The organism is Streptomyces sp. NPDC085481, from assembly GCF_044541845.1.
Classification (GTDB): domain Bacteria; phylum Actinomycetota; class Actinomycetes; order Streptomycetales; family Streptomycetaceae; genus Streptomyces.
The window spans coordinates 43070-59661 of record NZ_JBITTJ010000013.1; the positions used below are offsets into that span (position 1 = coordinate 43070).

Annotated in this window: 12 protein-coding genes; 8 read left to right on the plus strand and 4 right to left on the minus strand. The window is 71.5% G+C overall.

From position 1 onward, the window contains the following. The first annotated feature begins 53 nt into the window (after window positions 1-53). On the plus strand, window positions 54-383 hold the full coding sequence (locus ACIGEZ_RS25190) for a hypothetical protein (protein ID WP_399834761.1): 330 nt from the start codon (window positions 54-56) through the stop codon (window positions 381-383). Window positions 384-435: 52 nt separating this feature from the next. On the opposite strand, the gene ACIGEZ_RS25195 is transcribed toward ACIGEZ_RS25190, so the two are convergent. Continuing rightward, window positions 436-1140 carry a DUF2470 domain-containing protein gene (locus ACIGEZ_RS25195; RefSeq protein ID WP_399834763.1) on the minus strand — a complete coding sequence of 235 codons (705 nt, stop codon included), beginning with the start codon at window positions 1138-1140 and terminating at the stop codon, window positions 436-438. Window positions 1141-1264: 124 nt separating this feature from the next. On the opposite strand from ACIGEZ_RS25195, the gene ACIGEZ_RS25200 reads away from it, so the two are divergent. After that, window positions 1265-2527 carry an aromatic acid exporter family protein gene (locus ACIGEZ_RS25200; RefSeq protein ID WP_399834765.1) on the plus strand — a complete coding sequence of 421 codons (1263 nt, stop codon included), beginning with the start codon at window positions 1265-1267 and terminating at the stop codon, window positions 2525-2527. Between the two features lie 12 nt (window positions 2528-2539). On the opposite strand, the gene ACIGEZ_RS25205 is transcribed toward ACIGEZ_RS25200, so the two are convergent. The 3 genes from ACIGEZ_RS25205 to ACIGEZ_RS25215 form a co-directional block, all read right to left on the minus strand. After that, a complete protein-coding gene (locus tag ACIGEZ_RS25205; protein WP_399834767.1) occupies window positions 2540-3112 on the minus strand; it encodes a GNAT family N-acetyltransferase in 573 nt (190 codons plus the stop codon). A 327-nt stretch (window positions 3113-3439) separates the two neighbouring features. Continuing rightward, entirely contained in the window at window positions 3440-4441 is a 1002-nt protein-coding gene (locus ACIGEZ_RS25210) for a helix-turn-helix domain-containing protein (protein WP_399834769.1), read from the minus strand. 137 nt (window positions 4442-4578) lie between these two features. Beyond that, complete coding sequence (locus tag ACIGEZ_RS25215; RefSeq protein WP_399834771.1) at window positions 4579-8313, minus strand: S8 family peptidase; 3735 nt, start codon at window positions 8311-8313, stop codon at window positions 4579-4581. A gap of 430 nt (window positions 8314-8743) precedes the next feature. Between ACIGEZ_RS25215 and ACIGEZ_RS25220 the strand changes: the two genes are divergently transcribed. The 6 genes from ACIGEZ_RS25220 to ACIGEZ_RS25245 all read left to right on the plus strand — a co-directional run bounded on the left by ACIGEZ_RS25220 (window position 8744) and on the right by ACIGEZ_RS25245 (window position 16538). Continuing rightward, window positions 8744-10273 carry a gluconokinase, GntK/IdnK-type gene (locus ACIGEZ_RS25220; protein ID WP_399834773.1) on the plus strand — a complete coding sequence of 510 codons (1530 nt, stop codon included), beginning with the start codon at window positions 8744-8746 and terminating at the stop codon, window positions 10271-10273. Window positions 10274-10311: 38 nt separating this feature from the next. Next, window positions 10312-11232 carry a cyclase family protein gene (locus tag ACIGEZ_RS25225; protein ID WP_399835264.1) on the plus strand — a complete coding sequence of 307 codons (921 nt, stop codon included), beginning with the start codon at window positions 10312-10314 and terminating at the stop codon, window positions 11230-11232. A gap of 122 nt (window positions 11233-11354) precedes the next feature. Then, window positions 11355-12959, plus strand: coding sequence for a GMC oxidoreductase (locus ACIGEZ_RS25230; protein ID WP_399834775.1), 1605 nt, complete (start codon window positions 11355-11357; stop codon window positions 12957-12959). 166 nt (window positions 12960-13125) lie between these two features. Beyond that, window positions 13126-13965, plus strand: coding sequence for an SDR family oxidoreductase (locus ACIGEZ_RS25235; RefSeq protein WP_399834777.1), 840 nt, complete (start codon window positions 13126-13128; stop codon window positions 13963-13965). A 36-nt stretch (window positions 13966-14001) separates the two neighbouring features. Then, complete coding sequence (locus tag ACIGEZ_RS25240; protein ID WP_399834779.1) at window positions 14002-15483, plus strand: cytochrome ubiquinol oxidase subunit I; 1482 nt, start codon at window positions 14002-14004, stop codon at window positions 15481-15483. Then, complete coding sequence (locus ACIGEZ_RS25245; protein WP_399834781.1) at window positions 15480-16538, plus strand: cytochrome d ubiquinol oxidase subunit II; 1059 nt, start codon at window positions 15480-15482, stop codon at window positions 16536-16538. Before ACIGEZ_RS25240 ends, ACIGEZ_RS25245 begins: the two co-directional genes overlap by 4 nt. Window positions 16539-16592 lie beyond the last annotated feature (54 nt).

Genomic DNA, 16592 nt, shown 5'->3' on the forward strand with positions numbered 1-16592 from the left:
ATCACCTTCGACGTGCGCTCTCCACGTCGCCGTTCCGGAAGCGAGGACATCTCGTGATCGTGTTCCAGGCCGCTTTCCTTGTACTCCTGGCGGCCCAGGCCGTTCTGGTCGTGCGTCACGGCCGCGGCCTGCGGCTCGAGTCGGCCGTCACCGCCGGTTTCGCGGCGCCGTTCCTCCTCCTGCCCCCTGACGGCGGCTGGCACCTGATGGAGACGGCGCTCAGGGTGTACGTGGCGGTGGGCGTCGCCCCGCTGGTCGAGACGGCCTTCCGCAAGGCCGGCACCCCGCGCAGGACCCTCGACGACCCCCGCGCCCCGCGCTTCTGGGCCGCCGCCGTGACGTGCGCGCTGCTGGCCGCCCTGGTCGCACGGGTGCCGGTGTAGCCCCCCACGGCGAGCGGCGTGGAGTGAGGGACCGTCGGCGCCGGGGGCGCCGTCAGGCCGGCAGGTGGTGGTGGGACGAGCGGCGGGCCGCCGTCAGGAGGGCGTGGATCTGCAGGCCGGCCTGATCGACGTCCGTCATGGGCGTGGGGAACGACAGCCGTACGTCGCGGTGCGCGGCGCGGAATTCGAGGCGCAGGGTCATGCCGTAACGGTCCATGGCCAGCGGCAGGGCACGCACCAGGCCGGTCTTGGCCTGCGGCTCGACGAGACGCAGGAGGAGGGGGACGAGTTCGGGGTGGTCGTCGACGAGGTGGGTGAGCATGCCGGCCTCGCAGGAGGCCATCGGATCGATCTCCGCCTCCTGCAGTTGCTCGAGGGTGACGTACGTGCGTCCCCCGGCGTCCTCGATCACCGCCTGGCCGAACTGCATGCAGGTGCTGTCGGTGGACGCGGCGGTGTACGGCGCGGCCATGAGGCCCGACAGCGTCACGCGGGCGCGCAACCGGGCGCGTACGGGCGTGGGTGCGATGTCGGTGAGCTCCAGTCGGACGGGGATCCGCGGCGTCCGGTGGTCGGGCCCGAACGTCCCGGCCGGCTCGTGGAGGTGGATGCGGCCCATCGGGCCGGTCCCGTCGAGGCTGTGGACCACCTCGCGCTGGCCGTCGGTCACCACGGTCATGGAATGGGCCGCCGTGAGGATCGACCGCATCCGCTCGGCGGGTGTCGGCTGCGTGGCGCGGGCACGGTGAGAGCGCATGCGAGTTCTCCATGAGGATGTCGTGGACACCCAAGCACTTACTTAGGTATGCCTAACCTAACTCATCGCCTGGGAGTGAGGAAGGGCGGGGCGCGGTGTGCCGGGGCCCGGAAGGGGCAGCGGGATGGCAGGCTCGGGTGGGCCGGACACCGTGAGCGGAGCGAGGTGGTACGTGACCCGACTCAGCGGACCGCGCGCCGGGTACGCCGATCTGGTGAAGCGGCTGCGCCGCGACCCGTTCGTCGTCCAGACGGTGCGGTCGACGGCGGCGGCGACCCTGTCGTACGTCGTCGCACTCTGGCTGAGCAGCGAACCGGCGCCGCTGACCGCGCCGTTGACCGCGCTGCTCGTCGTCCAGGTCACGCTCTACTCGACGCTCACCACGAGTCTGCGCCGGGTCAACTCCGTCGTCGTCGGCGTGCTCATCGCCATCGCGTTCAGCGTGCTCGTCGGACTCTCGTGGTGGAGCCTCGCCCTGGTCATCCTGGCGTCACTGGTGGTCGGACGGCTCGTCAAGGTGGAGGAGTTCATTCCCGAGGTCGCCATCAGCGCGATGCTGGTGCTCGGTGTCACCCAGGTCGCCCACACCGCCTGGGACCGGGTCCTGGAGACGCTGATCGGCGCTGTCGTCGGGATGCTCTTCAACCTGGTGCTCGCCGCGCCCGTCTGGGTGGACACGGCGGGAGAATCGATCGAGGACCTGGCCCGGCGGATGCGCAGACTGCTGCTCGACGTGGCGGAGGAGTTCGCGGGGGCGCCGCCGGTCGAGCGGGCGGCGGCGCGGCTGCACGAGGCGCGACGGCTCGACAACGACGTGGCCGACGTGGACGCCGCGCTGCGCACGGCCGAGGACAGCCTGCGCTTCAACCCGCGGGTCAAGGAGGGGCTGCTGCACCGGATCGTGCTGCGCACCGGGCTCGACACGCTGGAGATCTGCGCCGTCGTGCTCCGCGTCCTCACCCGCACCCTGACCGACCTGGCCAAGCGACGGGCCGGTGAGGAGCTCCTGCCCCGTCCGACCGCGCTCGCCCTGCAGGAGACGGCACAGCACACCGCCGACGCGTTCGTGAGTTACGCCGTCCTCGTCACGGCTCCCGGCAGCCAGGGAGCGGAGGCCGCCGAGACCCGGCTCGCCGGCGAACTGCGGGCGGCCCGCGCCTGCCGGGACAGCGCCGCACACCTGCTGCTCGCCCTCGCCCTGCGGGACCCCGGCAGCTGGCAGCTGTACGGGGCCCTGCTGGCCGAGGTCGACCGCGTACTCGACGAACTGGACCCCGACCACCGGGGCCGCCGCCTCATGGAAGAGCTCGACCGCCACACGCGGGACCGCCGCGACCGGCTGCGCCGCCTGTCGCCGAGGCGCGGCCGCACGCCCCCAGCGGACTGATCCGCGTACCGCTCACCGCAGATCGAGCCGCATCAGGATCCGGGGATGCCCCGCGAGCACCGAGGTGGTGTCGGCGGCGTGGGTGAACCCGGCGCGCTCGAAGTTCTTCCGGAGCCCGGCGTACGCCATCGTGAGGTCGACCCTGGCGTCACCGTTGTCGAGCGGATACGCCTCGATCACCGGTGCTCCGTGGGCACGGGCGAACTCGACCGCCCCGGCGATCAGCGCGTGCGAGATGCCCGTCTTGCGGTGACCGGGGCGCACCCGGATGCACCACAGCGACCAGACCGGCAGGTCGTCGACGTGCGGGATCTTCCGGCTGCGCGCGAAGGTCGTGTCCGAGCGCGGCGCCACGGCGGCCCAGCCGACCGGCTCGTCACCGTCGTAGGCCAGCACCCCCGGCGGGACGGCGGCGCGGCAGAGCCCGGCCACGTACTCGCCCCGGGCCGGCCCGCGAAGCTCGTTGGCGAGCTTGGAGGGGATCCGGTAGCTCAGACACCAGCAGACGGTGGCCCCGGGCGACTTCGGGCCGATCACTGCCCGGACGTCCTCGAAGACCGAAGCCGGGCGAACCTCGATGCTCACCGTGCCACGATCTCACGCCGGAGCACGGCGGACCATGGCAGGGCCCTCGGTCACAAGGCCGGGGTACCGCCCGGCCGTTACTCGATCCGGTGTCGCCGAGGGCCTCGAGGACCCGTCGCAGGCCGTCGCCGGTCTGCGTGACCAGGCCGCGGTCCACGTCGGCGAGGAGTCGGGCGTGGTTCGCCAGGTGGTCGGCGAAGGCGGCGCGGGTGACCTCGCCGGCGATCGCGGCCCTGATCATCCTCGGCGTCCGAACCCCCTGCCCGGCCGCACCGAACCTCCCCGGCCGGACGCGCCGGCCATTCCGTCCCTCGACTCCCTGCTCATTCAGTCACGTTCGCAGGGCTCCGCCCAGCCGTTTCGTACCGCGCAGGCGCCGAGCTGCATCCGGGTCCGGACTCCGGCCAGGTCCATGAGGTGACGCAGGCGCCGGTGCAGCGTGCGCGGTGACAGACCGAGTTGTGTCGCGGCCGCCAGGTCCGTCAGGCCGGCCAGGAGCAGCGCGAGGATCCTGCGGTCGAGCTCGGTGGGGCCTTGCGGACCGACCTCGACGGTGGGTTCGGCTGCTCCGGCCGTGGCCGACAGCGCGAGCGGGTCGGCAGCGCGCCATACCGTCTCGAACAGAGCGTCCAGCGCGTCCAGCAGTCCGCTGCGGTGCAGCAGGGCGGCGCCGGGCTCCCCGTCCGGTGTGACCGCGAGCGGGACGAGGCCGAGGTCGGCGTCGGCCAGCACGAGCTTCATCGGCAGCTGGTCGGCGACACGCAGGTGCACGCCCTTGCGCAGGGAATCGATCGCGTCGTCGAGGATGCCCGGCTCTGCCAGCACGGCCCGGTCCAGGACCGCCCGGAACCGCACGCCGCGGCCGATGGCCATGGGTTCGGCCGTGTTCTCGTCGGGCGGCAGGGCGACGAACGGTGCGGTGATGAAAGAGCGGACCTGCGTACGGGCCGCCTGCTGTACCTGGAGGAAGCGATGGCGGATGGCGTCGACACCCGTGACGACCTCGATGAGGTCGCTGATGCTGCTCCCGGTCATCGCCGCCCGGTGTTCCTCCGCGAACGTCGCCAGGGCGTGCTCGGCCATGCGGAGCCCGTCCCAGCGCTGGCTGATGAGAGCGCCGAGTGCCATGGCCGGAGGTGCGGCGGTGAACCGCTCGTCCGCCGACCTGGTCACGAGTCCCCACCCGACCAGGCGGGACAAGACCTGGTCCGTGTGGGTCCTCGACAGGGCGAGCAGGCCGGACAGCAGGATCGCGGTGGAGTTCGGGCGTCCGAGCAGCGCCCGGTAGACGCGCTCGTCATCGGGTTCGAGGCCCAGAACATCCAGCATCGGCGACCGACTCTCTTCCGCTTGCCGCAGCGGGGAGAGTATGCGCGATGGCGGCAGACCCTGGAAAGTCCCTGATGGGAGCAGGTACGAGGGGAAGGGCCCCGGGGAGTCGCCTCCCCGGGGCCCGACGGTGCGGTTCATCGCAGGCCGTACGCCCGGATGATCTCGTTCTTGACGCTGAAGCCGCTGTCCGTCCCGGCGCTCGCGCGGACCGAGAGGAAGCCGCCGGGCTTGCCGTCCGCCTTGAACGAACCCGTCCAGTTGCCGTCGGCGCGCTTGGTCACGGTCACCTTCCGCCAGGTCGCGCCGTCGTCGTACGAGACGTCCAGCCTCACCGTGGTGACGGTCCCCGGCACGGTGCCGCGGCCCATGGACACCGGCTTGAGCGCGATCTCCTGGGTCGCATGGGCCTTGACGTCACCGTGCAGGTCCGACTCCAGCCTGTAGTCCAGGTTCAGCACCGGGAACGGCTCGAAGAAGTCCGAGTCGACGGTGTCGGACATGAACGTCCATTCGGTGTGGGTGCGCGTCGACAGCCGGAAGACGTCACCGGGCCGCTCCGCGTCGAGGACGGCGCGGTAGGGCAGCTTGCCCGCCGGAACCTCCACCCACTGCATGTCCGTGCTGTTCGGGTTGTCGTGGATCAGTGTGTCGCCCTGGAAGACCCGCAGTCGGGTCGGCGTCTCGCCCCACGGCAGGAAGCCGCCCAGCCGCATGGCGTCGCTGGCGGATGCCCACGCCTGCACGTTCCACGTCATGGAGTTCTGCCAGCGGGAGTTGTACACGCCGAACGACTCGCTCTGGCCGGGCCTGGTCGCCGGAGCGAACCAGTCCAGCCGGGTGGCGCTGCCCTTGGCGTACACGTTGTCGCCCGACACCATCACCCACGGCAGGGTTCCGTCGACGCCCTGCGCGTGGAACTCCCTCCAGACCTGACCGGGTGTGACCCATTCGGTGCGGGTGCCCGGGTGCCACTCGCGCTCGGGGAAGTTGAACGACGGGCTGAGGGTGAAGTCGGACCGGTAGCCCTCCGCCGCCCGGCCTTCCGTGGCCGAGTAGTAGCGGGCATCGATCCGGGCGAGGTCGCCCTTGGCCGGCTTGTAGACCAGGGCACGGTCCGGAACCCGGCCGGGGTACTCCCGGGTGAGGTCGTACACGAACGGGGTGTACTCGCTCTGCTGTGCGGTCAGCTTGAAGATGCCCGCCTTGGCCATCGAGACGAGGGCCTTGCCCGCGTCTCGGTGCACGGAGGCGACCGGGATGGCCGACTCGCCGACGTACTCCATCAGGGGACCGACACCGTCGTTGACCACGATCAGCGCCTTCGCACCGGCCACGACCGCCGCCTCGGTGCGCTCCTGGGGCGGGACCTCGTCGCTGCGCTGGACGACGACGACCTTGCCCTTGGCCTTGACCCGCTCGTACGCGGCCGACGCGCCGTTGCCCGCGTAGACGGCGCCCAGGATGTCCGTGGCGGTGCCCAGAGCGCTGCCCGCCTGCACCAGTGCCTCGAACCGGAGTCGACCGCCGACCGTGCTCAGGCCGAACTGCGGCTCTCCCTTGCGCCAGCGGGTGGTCAGCATGAACTCGCCCTGCTTCATCGGCTCCGTCGGCGCGACGTAGACGTCGTCGTACGTCGGCGGCAGCACGTACGCGCTGCGGTAGTCCATGAACGGGTCGAGGCCCTTGTAGTGGACGTTGAAATCGACCTTGCGCTGGCGGTCCTCGGTGCGCTGCGGCGCCTCGGTCTGCAGCAGGCGCGCCTTGCTCGCGTCGAGCACCACGTCCGCGGCGCCGTCCTCGAGCACGGTCTCCGGATCGACCAGCACGGCCAGACCCGAACGGTCCGCCTTCTCACCGGCCACGTCGACATACCCCGCCACGGTGTACAGGCCGGGTGCCATGCGCAGGGTCGTCGAGCCGTCGACGTAGACCTGCCACGGCCAGAAGTCACCGGCCAGGTTGACCGTGACCCAGCCGGCGCCGGGCTTGCCGTCCCGTCCGACCAGCTTGACGTTCAGGTCGTAGCGCTCCTCCTCCTTCAGCAGCGCCACGGACGTGCGGGTCACCGGCTGCCCGGTGGCCGCGTCGGTGGCTGTCACGTAGCCGGCGTGCCGGCCGGCGGAGGCGGACTGCGGGTCACCCGTCACCGGGACGGTGGCGGTACCGCCCGCCGGGACGGTCACCGTGGTGGCGCCCAGCGTGAACGGGCCGCCGGCGTCGGTCAGCGCCAGGTCCAGCGCGACGTCGGCGGAGCCGCTGTTGGTGAAGGTCAGGTCCTTGGTGACGGCGCCGTCGCTCGGCTCGTGCGGCCAGGTGTAGTTGCCGAAGAAGAGCGATCCGGTGCCGCGGACCGTGGTGCGCACGGCGGCGGCCACGTCGAGACGGCCGGTGCCGACCTCGTACGGCGAGTACCCGCCGTCCAGGCCCCTGGCGGTGCTCATCAGGTGTTCCTTGAGCTGCGCGCCGGTCCAGTCCGGGTGCCGCTGGGCCAGGATCGCCGCCGCGCCGGCCACATGCGGGGTGGCCATCGAGGTGCCGCTGAGGGTGCGGTAGAGGCCCTCACCACCGCCGGTCATCTGCTGCGAGCGGGCCGCGGTGATGTCCACGCCGGGCGCCGCGATGTCCGGCTTCATGCCGCCGGAGTAGGCCAGCGGGCCGGTACTGGAGAAGGACGCGAGCCGGTCCTGCTTGTCCGTTGCGGCCACGGTCAGCGCGGAGGCGGCCGCGCCCGGGGCGGAGATGGACTCCGGCCCGGAGTTGCCGGCGGCTATGACGAACAGCGTGCCGTACTGGGCGGACAGCGCGTCGACCGTCTGCGACATCGGGTCGCTGCCGTCCGTCGGGTACGAGTCGCCGAGGCTCATGTTGACGACGTCCGCACCGGATTCGGCGGCCCACTGCATGCCGGCCATGACCCAGGAGTCCTGGCCGTAGCCCTCGGCGCCGCCGAGCACCTTGCCGACGAACAGGTCGGCGCCGGGGGCGACGCCCTTGTTGTCGCCCCCGGAAGCGGCGCCCGAACCGACGATCGTGCCGGCGACGTGGGAGCCGTGCCCGTTGACGTCGGTGACGGCCTCACCCGGCACGAAGCTCGCCGTGCCGTCGATCAGGCCGGCGAAGTCGGGGTGGTCGACGTCGATGCCGGTGTCGAGCACCGCGACCTTGACGCCCTTGCCGTCGTACCCGGCCGCCCAGGCCTCGGGCGCGCCGATGAGCGGCACGCTCTCCTTCAGACCGGCCTTCACGCGGCCGTCGAGCCACAGCTTCGCCACGCCCGCGCCCAGCGACGGGCTGCCCTGCGGCGCGACGGCGTCCCAGAAGGTGCGGGTCTGCCGCTTCTCGGTGCTGAGCGCGGCGCCTCGGATGCCCTTGAGCCTTCGGGTCAGCCTGCTGCCCCGGGGGGCCGTGGGCTCGACGGCCGCGCGGGACTTCGGCTGGGTGTACGTCGCGATCAGCGGTACAGCGCCCGACTTCGCGTCGTCGTAGCCCATCTCGATCAGGTCGGTGACGTTGAACAGCCGTCTGTCCAGCTTGTCCGTGCCCAGCAGCGGCGCGGCCTCGTCCGGGACGACGAACAGGTCACCCTTGATCTGCTGGACCTTCACGCCGCCGACGGCGCTGTCCGGCCGGTCGACTTCGGCGATCTGCCTGCCGTCGGCCGTCGTGGTGACGGTGACGACGTCGCCGGTGACCAGGGTGACCTTGTGGGTCGCCGAGGGCTTGGCGGGAACGGTGGGCTTGCTCGGAGTGGCCTGTGCGGGCGCTTGCAGGACCGCAAGCCCCGACGCCAGCAGCGGCACCGCGGTGACAGCCGAGATCAGCCGCCAGCGCCTGCGCCGGAAGGCGGAAGCATGAGAGGGGGAGGACATGCCATGGGTCTATCGACCGGTGAACGCCGTCGTGAAGGCCTCACGACGGCAAGTCCTCGCCATGGCAAAGGCTTGCCGCCGTGAATCGTGGGATTCCGGACGGAAACCGGCGCCCTCCGGGGGTGAACGTCCTGTGGTGTCGACCGCGTGCCGGTGACATGGGGAGGTGGCCCTCCAGCCGCGCCGGTGGGGTGCCTGCGCCACCGGTCCTCTCGCCTTGCCGACGTGCGCCCGGTGGGCGACGGGGGGCAGATTGGAGGTATTCGGTCCACCGGACGAGGACGCCTCGGCGGACCGGCCGGACGATACGAAGGAGCCTGGCATGACGACCCATACGAGCTCACCCGGCCGGCGAGCGGACCCGCACAGCGGCGGGTGGCTGGTGTTCGCCGCCGTCACGGTGAAGGACTGACGGACGGCACCGGCGCCCATGGCACACGCAACAGCGAAAGGGGAGCTGCCGCAGGTGGTGCTCGTCGTCGGCGTCGCCGGGGCGGGCAAGTCGACGGTGGGGCGCCTCCTCGCCGATCGACTGGGCTGGGTGTTCCGGGACGCGGACGAGTTCCACTCCGAGGCCGACCGCGCCAAGATGGCGGCCGGTCATGCCCTCACGGACGACGACCGGGGGCCGTGGCTCGAAGCGATCGGGGCGTGGATGGACCGGGCGATCGCGGCTGGTCGGCAGGCCGTCCTCACCTGCTCCGCGCTCAAGCGTGCCTACCGGAACCGGCTGCTGGCAGGGCGCCCCGGCGTTCTTCTGGTGTACCTGCACGGCTCGCGCGAGCTGCTGCGTTCCCGGCTGGCCGCGCGGCACGGTCACTTCTTCCCGGCAGACCTGTTGGGGAGCCAGCTCGCGGAGCTGGAGGAGCCGGAGCCCGACGAACACCCGTTGGTGGTGGAGGTCGATCAGCCTCCGGAGGCCGTCGTCACAGCGGTGCTTTCGCTGATGCGCCGGCAGGCCGGCTCCGGGAGGCCGGTGTCCGGATCCGGGACGGCGCAGGCCGTCCACACCGCTGTGCGCGACGGCCCTTCCGCGTCCCCCGGCCCGACGGGGGCGTCGTGGCGGTTGGTCCACGGAGAGCAGAGCGTGACAGTGGTCCAGCTGGGCGGCGCCCTGCGCGATTACGTCGTGAACGGCCGGCCACTGCTCGACGGGTTCTCCGCGGGATCCGCCATCACGGGCGGGCGGGGGCAGCTGCTGGCGCCCTGGCCGAACCGGGTGGGCGGCGGACGCTACCGCTTCGGCGACCAGGACCTCCGACTCCCTCTGACGGAACCGGAGAAGGGCAACGCGATCCACGGGCTGCTCCGCTGGTCGCTGTGGACGCTGCTGGCCCGTGCCGACGACGCGGTCCGGGTCGGCACGACGCTCTGCCCTCAGCCCGGATATCCCTTCCTCCTCGAGGTCTGCGCGGAGTACCGGCTCGGGCCCGGCGGCCTCGAGACCGCCGTCTTCGCCACCAACACCGGTTCGGGGCCGGCACCTTACGGTGTGGGCCAGCACCCCTACCTGACAGTCGGCACCGACCTCGTCGACACCGCGCTGCTGACCGTTCCCGGCCGGTACCTGATCCGTACCGACGACCGGGGGCTGCCGATCGGCCAGGAGCCGGTCGACGGGACCGCGTACGACTTCCGCACCGCCCGCCCCATCGGCGGTCTGCGGCTGGACACGGCCTTCACCGGACTCGACCGCGGCCCCGACGGCCGGGCCGTCGTGCGCCTCGCACACCCTTCCGGGCTGCGGGGTGTCGATCTGTGGCTCGGCGAAGGCACCCGGTACGTACAGGTGTACACGGGCGACACACTGGCGGAACCCGAGAGGCGACGGCGTGGTGTCGCCGTGGAGGCCATGTCCTGTCCGCCGGACGCCTTTCGCAGCGGCACGGATCTCACCGTGCTCGAGCCGGGCGACACGCATGTGCTCCGGTGGGGCCTCAGCCCCTGGGGGCCGCCATGACCCCGGCCTCCGAACCCTCGGCCGTGCCCGGTCCCGTCATGCCCGTGCACGAGTTCCGTGCGCTCTACGAGCGGCTGCGACGCGGAGCGGCGCGATCGACGCAGGACGGCGGTCGGCCCGGCGCGCTCCGCCATGTCACGCCCGAGCGGGTCGTGGCGGCCGTCGCGGAGGTCCGCCTCGGGCGCACGGTGTCGCTGGCCGCTCCGATCGAGACCGTGCCGGGCCCCGACGACCCCGAGCCCGCGGTGCACCGGATGACCGGGCCCGCTCCGGACGAGCTCGGTGCGGACGGGCTGCACTTCGCCACCGACCGCTTCGCGATGAACGTGCACGGGGACGCGGACAGCCATCTCGACGCGCTCTGCCACGTGGTGCTCGACGGGGAGCTGTACGGCGGGGCGCCCGCGAGCAGCGTGACGCCCGAGGGTGCCCGCGCGCTCTCCGTGGACCTGGTCGCGCACGGCATCGTCGGTCGGGGCGTGCTGCTGGACATCCCGCGGCTGCGCGGCGTGCCCTGGCTGGAACCGGGCGACCAGGTGACCTCGCACGACCTGAGGGCCGCCGAGGCCGCGCAAGGGGTCCGCGTCGGACCGGGAGACCTGCTGTTCGTCCGGGTGGGGCACCGCCTTCGCCGTACGGAACTCGGACCGTGGAACGCGGCGACGGCTCGGGCCGGCCTCCACCCTTCCGCCATGGGGTTCCTGGCCGAGCGGGAGGTCGCCGTCCTGGGCGGAGACGGCAACAACGACACCGCACCCAGCGCGGTGCCGGGCGTCTCCTTCCCCGTGCACGTCCTGGCCGTCCACGCCATGGGCATCCATCTGATGGACTACCTGCGGTTCGAGGACCTGGTCCCTGTCTGCGCGCAGGCGGGGCGATGGAGTTTCCTGTGTGCGGTCGCCCCGCTGCGGCTGCCCGGAGCCACCGGCTCGCCGGTGAACCCGATCGCGGTGCTGTGACCCGCAGGGCGGCCGGCGACCGCCCCTCCGGTCGCCGTTCACGAGGAGGCCGGATACGTTCGAACGGGTGGGACGCCCGGCCCCGCACAGCGGAGACGAAGGCCCGACGCCAGTTCAGGGCCATGATCGCAAGGACGGTGGTCGTCGTGGGCGACGCCCCTCACTACGACGTCATCATCATCGGTACCGGCGCCGGCGGCGGCACCCTCGCCCATCGGCTCGCCCCGTCCGGCAAACGCGTGCTCCTCGTCGAACGCGGCGACTACCTGCCGCGCGAGCGGGACAACTGGGACTCGACGGCCGTGTTCGTCAAGGGCAAGTACCGGGCACCGGAGTTCTGGCTGGACAAGGACGGCAGTGAGTTCCCGCCCGAGGTCAACTACTACGTCGGCGGAAACACCAAGTTCTACGGTGCCGCCCTCTTCCGGCTGCGGCCGGAGGACTTCGGCGAACTCCGTCATCACGGCGGCCTCTCCCCCGCCTGGCCGATCCGGTACGAGGACCTGGAGCCGTACTACACGCAGGCCGAGCACCTCTACCTCGTCCACGGACGGCACGGTGAGGATCCCGGCGAGGGGCCGGTGAGCGCGCAGTACGCCCATCCGCCCGTGGAGCACGAGCCGCGCATCCAGCAGTTGAGCGACGACCTCGAGAAACGCGGTCTGCACCCCTTCCACCTGCCGATCGGCGTCAATCTCGGCCAGGAGAACGGGGGGCGGGCCACCCACTCCAGTGTCTGCATCCGCTGCGACCGGGTGGACGGCTTTCCCTGTCTGGTGCGCGGCAAGTCCGACGCCGAGGTGATCTGCGTCGAGCCGGCCCTGCGCCACCCCAACGTCGAGATGGTCACGAACACGCGCGTGGTCCGCCTGGAGACCGATGCGGGGGGACGCCGTGTCAGCGCGGTCGTCGGCCGGCTGCCCGACGGCTCGGAGGTCCGGTTCACGGCGGACGTGGTGGTCGTCTCCTGCGGGGCGGTCAACTCCGCCGCGCTGCTCCTGGCCTCGGCGAACGAGCACCATCCGAACGGTCTCGCGAACAGCTCCGACGTGGTCGGCCGCTTCTACATGCGGCACAACAACCTGGCGCTGATGGCCGTGTCGAAGGAGCCCAACGACACCCGGTTCCAGAAGACCCTGGCCCTGCACGACTGGTACCTCGGCGCGGACGACTGGGACTACCCGCTGGGCGGCATCCAGATGCTGGGCAAGTCGGACGCCGAGCAGATCCACGGCGAGGCCCCGCGGTGGGCCGGTACGGTCACACCTGACATGCCGTTCGAGGTGCTGGCGCACCACGCCGTCGACTTCTGGCTGTGCGGTGAGGACCTGCCACTGGCCGCCAACCGGGTCACGGTCGACGGTGACGCCCGCATCCGTCTCGCTCTCGACGAGAAGAACAACGTCGAAGGTCTCAGGCGGCTGAGGCACAAGCTCCAGGGAATGCTGGGCCACCTGGGGATGCACGAGCACCACCTGCTGTCCCACAGCATCTATCTGCACAAGGGCATGCCGATCGGTGCGACGGCTCACCAGGCGGGCACCGTACGCTTCGGCGCCGATCCCGCCGACTCCGCGCTGGACGTGAACTGCAAGGCCCACGACCTCGACAACCTGTACGTCGTCGACACGAGCTTCTTCCCGAGCATCGGCGCGGTCAACCCGTCCCTGACGGCCATCGCCAACGCGCTGCGGGTCGGCGACCACCTCGTGGCCCGGCTGGGCTGAGACCGGGTCCCCGCTGGTCCGATCGGACGAAGATGCTCGGCCCAACGGCCCAGCGGGGGTTGTCCCCGCATGCCGAACGCCGCGGCCGGTGGTTCCGTGACCTCCGTGCCTGGCCGGCTGCAGCCGGGCGGAGCGCAGCCGCAGGAAACGAGGAGGCAGGGGCATCATGGGTTCCACCGCGGAAGCACCGCAGGGTGCTGTCCCCGCACGTCTGCTGCGGGGCCAGAAGGCCCTGGTCACCGGAGCCAACTCGGGCATCGGCAAGGCCACGGCCATCGGCCTGGGCCGAGCCGGTGCCGACGTGGTCGTGAACTACGTGACGGGCCGTGAGGCCGCCGAGGAAGTGGTCGAGGAGATCACTTCGTTCGGGGTGCGCGCGGCGGCGTACGAGGCGGACGTGTCCCAGGAGGACCAGGTCGCGGCCATGACGGGCCGGATGGTCGAGGAGTTCGGGACCATCGACATCCTGGTCGCCAACGCGGGACTGCAGCAGGACGCACGGCTCACCGACATGACGCTCGCCCAGTGGCAGAAGGTCATCGACGTCAATCTCACCGGTCAGTTCCTGTGCGCCCGTGAGGCGGCCAAGGAATTCCGGCGCCGCGGCGTGGTCCCCGCGGTGTCCCGAGCGGCCGGGAAGATCATCTGCATGAGTTCGGTGCACCAGATCATCCCGTGGTCGGGCCACGTCAACTACGCGTCCTCCAAGGGCGGTGTGCAGATGATGATGCAGACCCTGGCCCAGGAGCTCGCACCGGAGAAGATCCGGGTGAACGCGGTCGCCCCGGGGGCGATCAGGACTCCGATCAACCGCGCCGCATGGGAGACGGCCGAGGCCCGGGAGGACCTCCTGAGGCTGATCCCGTACGACCGCATCGGCGACCCGGAGGACATCGCCGACGCCGTGGTCGCCCTCTCCTCCGATCTCATGGACTACGTGGTGGGGACCACGCTGTACGTCGACGGCGGGATGACCCTCTTCCCGGGTTTCGCCACCGGCGGCTGACCCCTCTCCCGGACGTCACGGACAGCGAAGGCGCGTATGCCCACCTCGTTCCACCTGCTGGCGGATGCCCCGGCGCAACTTCTGCCGGCCCGGGAGCTCATGGCCTTCACCCTGGCGTCCCACATCATCCTGGTGCCCCTGGGCGTGGCCTTCCCCCTCATCACCCTGGTCATGCACTACCGCGGGCTGCGCCGCAGGGACGCCACGGCCCTGCTCCTGGCACGGCGCTGGTCGGCCGTCATGGCGGTGCAGTTCGCGCTCGGCATCGTCACCGGCACCGTGCTCTCCTTCGAGTTCGGCCTGCTCTGGCCCGGCCTGATGGGCAGGTGGGGTGATGTCTTCGGCATCGGATTCGGCGTCGAGGCCTGGGCCTTCTTCCTGGAGGCGGTGCTCATCGCGGTCTATCTGTACGGCTGGCGGCGGCTGAAGCCCCGTACCCACTTCCTGCTCGGGCTGCCGCTGCCGGCCGCAGCGCTGCTCGGAGCGTTCGGCATCCTGGCAGCCAACTCCTGGATGAACACGCCACAGGGCTTCTCCCTCGACTCCGAGGGCGATCCGGTCGACGTGAACGTCTGGAAGGCGATCTTCACGCCGATGTTCGGGCCGCAGTACTGGCACTTCGTCGTGGCGATGGTTCTCACCGCGGGCTTCGTGGTGGCCGGTGTCTACGCGGTGGGCTGGCTGCGCGGCCGCCGGGACCGCTATCACCGGCTCGGTTTCGCCGTTCCGTTCACCATCGCGGCGGTGGCCGCTCCGGTGCAGTTCGTGCTGGGCGACTCCATCGCCCGGTCGGTGTTCCACAAGCAGCCGGTGAAGTTCGCCGCGATGGAGATCGTCTGGGAGACCGACACCCGCGTGCCGGAGTACCTCTTCGGGCGCCTGCACCCGGACGGATCCGTCTCGGGAGGCATCAAGATCCCGCTGCTGGACTCGGTCCTGGCCGGCTTCTCTCCGGACACCAAGGTGGTGGGGCTGACCTCCGTGCCGGCGGACCAGCGGCCCACGGCCACCCAGGCGACCATCGCCCACTGGGCGTTCGACCTGATGGTCGTCATCGGTTCCGTCCTGGTGCTGCTCGCCCTCTGGTACGGCCTGGTCTGGCTGCGGCACCGCCGGCTTCCCGCCTCGACGTGGTTCTACCGCTCCGCCGCCTGTGCGGGCGTCGCCTCCGTCCTGGCCGTCGAGTCGGGTTGGATCGCCACCGAGGTGGGTCGTCAGCCCTGGATCGTCTACCAGAACATGCGGGTCGCCGAGGCGGTGACCTCCACCCGCTCCACGACCCTGTGGATCACGCTCGGCGTGGTGATGCTGGTGTACGTGTTCCTGTTCGGCTCGTTCCTCCTCATCCTGCTCAGGATGCGCACGCGCTGGCGGCTCGCCGACGAGGAGCGGGCCGCGGGCGGGCCACCCCACGCGCCGGAGGCCGACATCCCCTACGGGCCGCGGGCCCCCGTCCCGGCGGGTGACGCCCCCGTCGCGGACGGCGGATCCGCCGGGACCGAGGACGGCCGCCCATGACCGCCGACCTCATCGCCGTGGTGCTGCTTCTCGCCGTCGCCGCGTACGCCTGCGCGGGCGGGACGGACTACGGGGCAGGGTTCTGGGATCTGACGGCCGGGGGCGCGGAACGCGGCAAGCGCCCCCGGTGGCTCATCGACCACGCCATGGCTCCCGTCTGGGAGGTCAACAACGTCTGGCTGATCTTCGTCCTCGTCATCCTGTGGACCGGCTTCCCCCTCGTGTTCCAGACGGTGTTCACGGCGATGTGGCTCCCCTTGGTCCTGGCCGCCATGGGCCTGGTGCTGCGCGGCGCCGGTTTCGCCTTCCGCAAGCCGTCCCGGCGGCTCGCGGGCCGCCGGCTGTACGGTGCCGTGTTCGCCGTGGCCTCGGTCGTCACGCCGTTCTTCCTCGGTGCCGCCGTCGGCGGGGTCGCGTCGGGACGGGTGGCGCCCGGTACCGAGGCGTCGGCGGACGCCTGGTCCAACCCCACGTCCCTGATGTTCGGACTGATCGCCATCGCGACGACGGCCTTGCTCGGCGCGGTGTTCCTCACGGGGGACGCCCGCCGGTTCGAGGCGCCCGATCTCGTCGGCTACTTCCGGTGGCGGGCTCTGGGCAGTCTCGCCGTACTCACCGTCCTGGCGGTGATCACCGGGTTCGTCACCCATGAGGACTCCCCTCACGTGTGGCACGGACTCACCCACGGTCTGGGGCTGCTCTTCGTCATCGTGGCCGGGGTGGCCGCCCTCGCGACATCCTGGCTGCTCCTGCGGACGCCGGGCGCGTGGACGCGCGTCACGGCGGTCGGGGTCGTCGCCTCCGCCGTCGTCGCCTGGGGCATGGCCCAGCGCCCGTACCTCATCCCCACGTCACTGACCGTGGCCGACGCCGCGGGCGCACCCGCCACGCTGACGTGGCTGGCGGTCGTCACCCTGGTGGCCCTCGTGCTCGTCGTGCCGGCCGTCGTCCTCCTCTACTGGCTGGACGCGCGCGGTGAGCTGGAGGAGCTCACCGACGCCGAGCTGCGAAAAGGAAGCGGCACGGACGGCGGCGGTGCGGGACCCGGCGGCTGACCGCCCGGACCGACACCGGACCTCCCCCTCGTGCCCGGACTCCTACGAAGGAAG

Excerpts from the sequence above, each read along its gene's own strand:
- ACIGEZ_RS25195 (WP_399834763.1), bottom strand. The coding sequence starts at position 1,140 with ATGCGCTCTCACCGTGCCCGCGCCACGCAGCCGACACCCGCCGAGCGG.
- ACIGEZ_RS25200 (WP_399834765.1), top strand. The coding sequence starts at position 1,265 with ATGGCAGGCTCGGGTGGGCCGGACACCGTGAGCGGAGCGAGGTGGTAC.
- ACIGEZ_RS25210 (WP_399834769.1), bottom strand. The coding sequence starts at position 4,441 with ATGCTGGATGTTCTGGGCCTCGAACCCGATGACGAGCGCGTCTACCGG.
- ACIGEZ_RS25215 (WP_399834771.1), bottom strand. The coding sequence starts at position 8,313 with ATGTCCTCCCCCTCTCATGCTTCCGCCTTCCGGCGCAGGCGCTGGCGG.
- ACIGEZ_RS25220 (WP_399834773.1), top strand. The coding sequence starts at position 8,744 with ATGGCACACGCAACAGCGAAAGGGGAGCTGCCGCAGGTGGTGCTCGTC.
- ACIGEZ_RS25225 (WP_399835264.1), top strand. The coding sequence starts at position 10,312 with ATGCCCGTGCACGAGTTCCGTGCGCTCTACGAGCGGCTGCGACGCGGA.
- ACIGEZ_RS25230 (WP_399834775.1), top strand. The coding sequence starts at position 11,355 with ATGATCGCAAGGACGGTGGTCGTCGTGGGCGACGCCCCTCACTACGAC.
- ACIGEZ_RS25235 (WP_399834777.1), top strand. The coding sequence starts at position 13,126 with ATGGGTTCCACCGCGGAAGCACCGCAGGGTGCTGTCCCCGCACGTCTG.
- ACIGEZ_RS25240 (WP_399834779.1), top strand. The coding sequence starts at position 14,002 with ATGCCCACCTCGTTCCACCTGCTGGCGGATGCCCCGGCGCAACTTCTG.
- ACIGEZ_RS25245 (WP_399834781.1), top strand. The coding sequence starts at position 15,480 with ATGACCGCCGACCTCATCGCCGTGGTGCTGCTTCTCGCCGTCGCCGCG.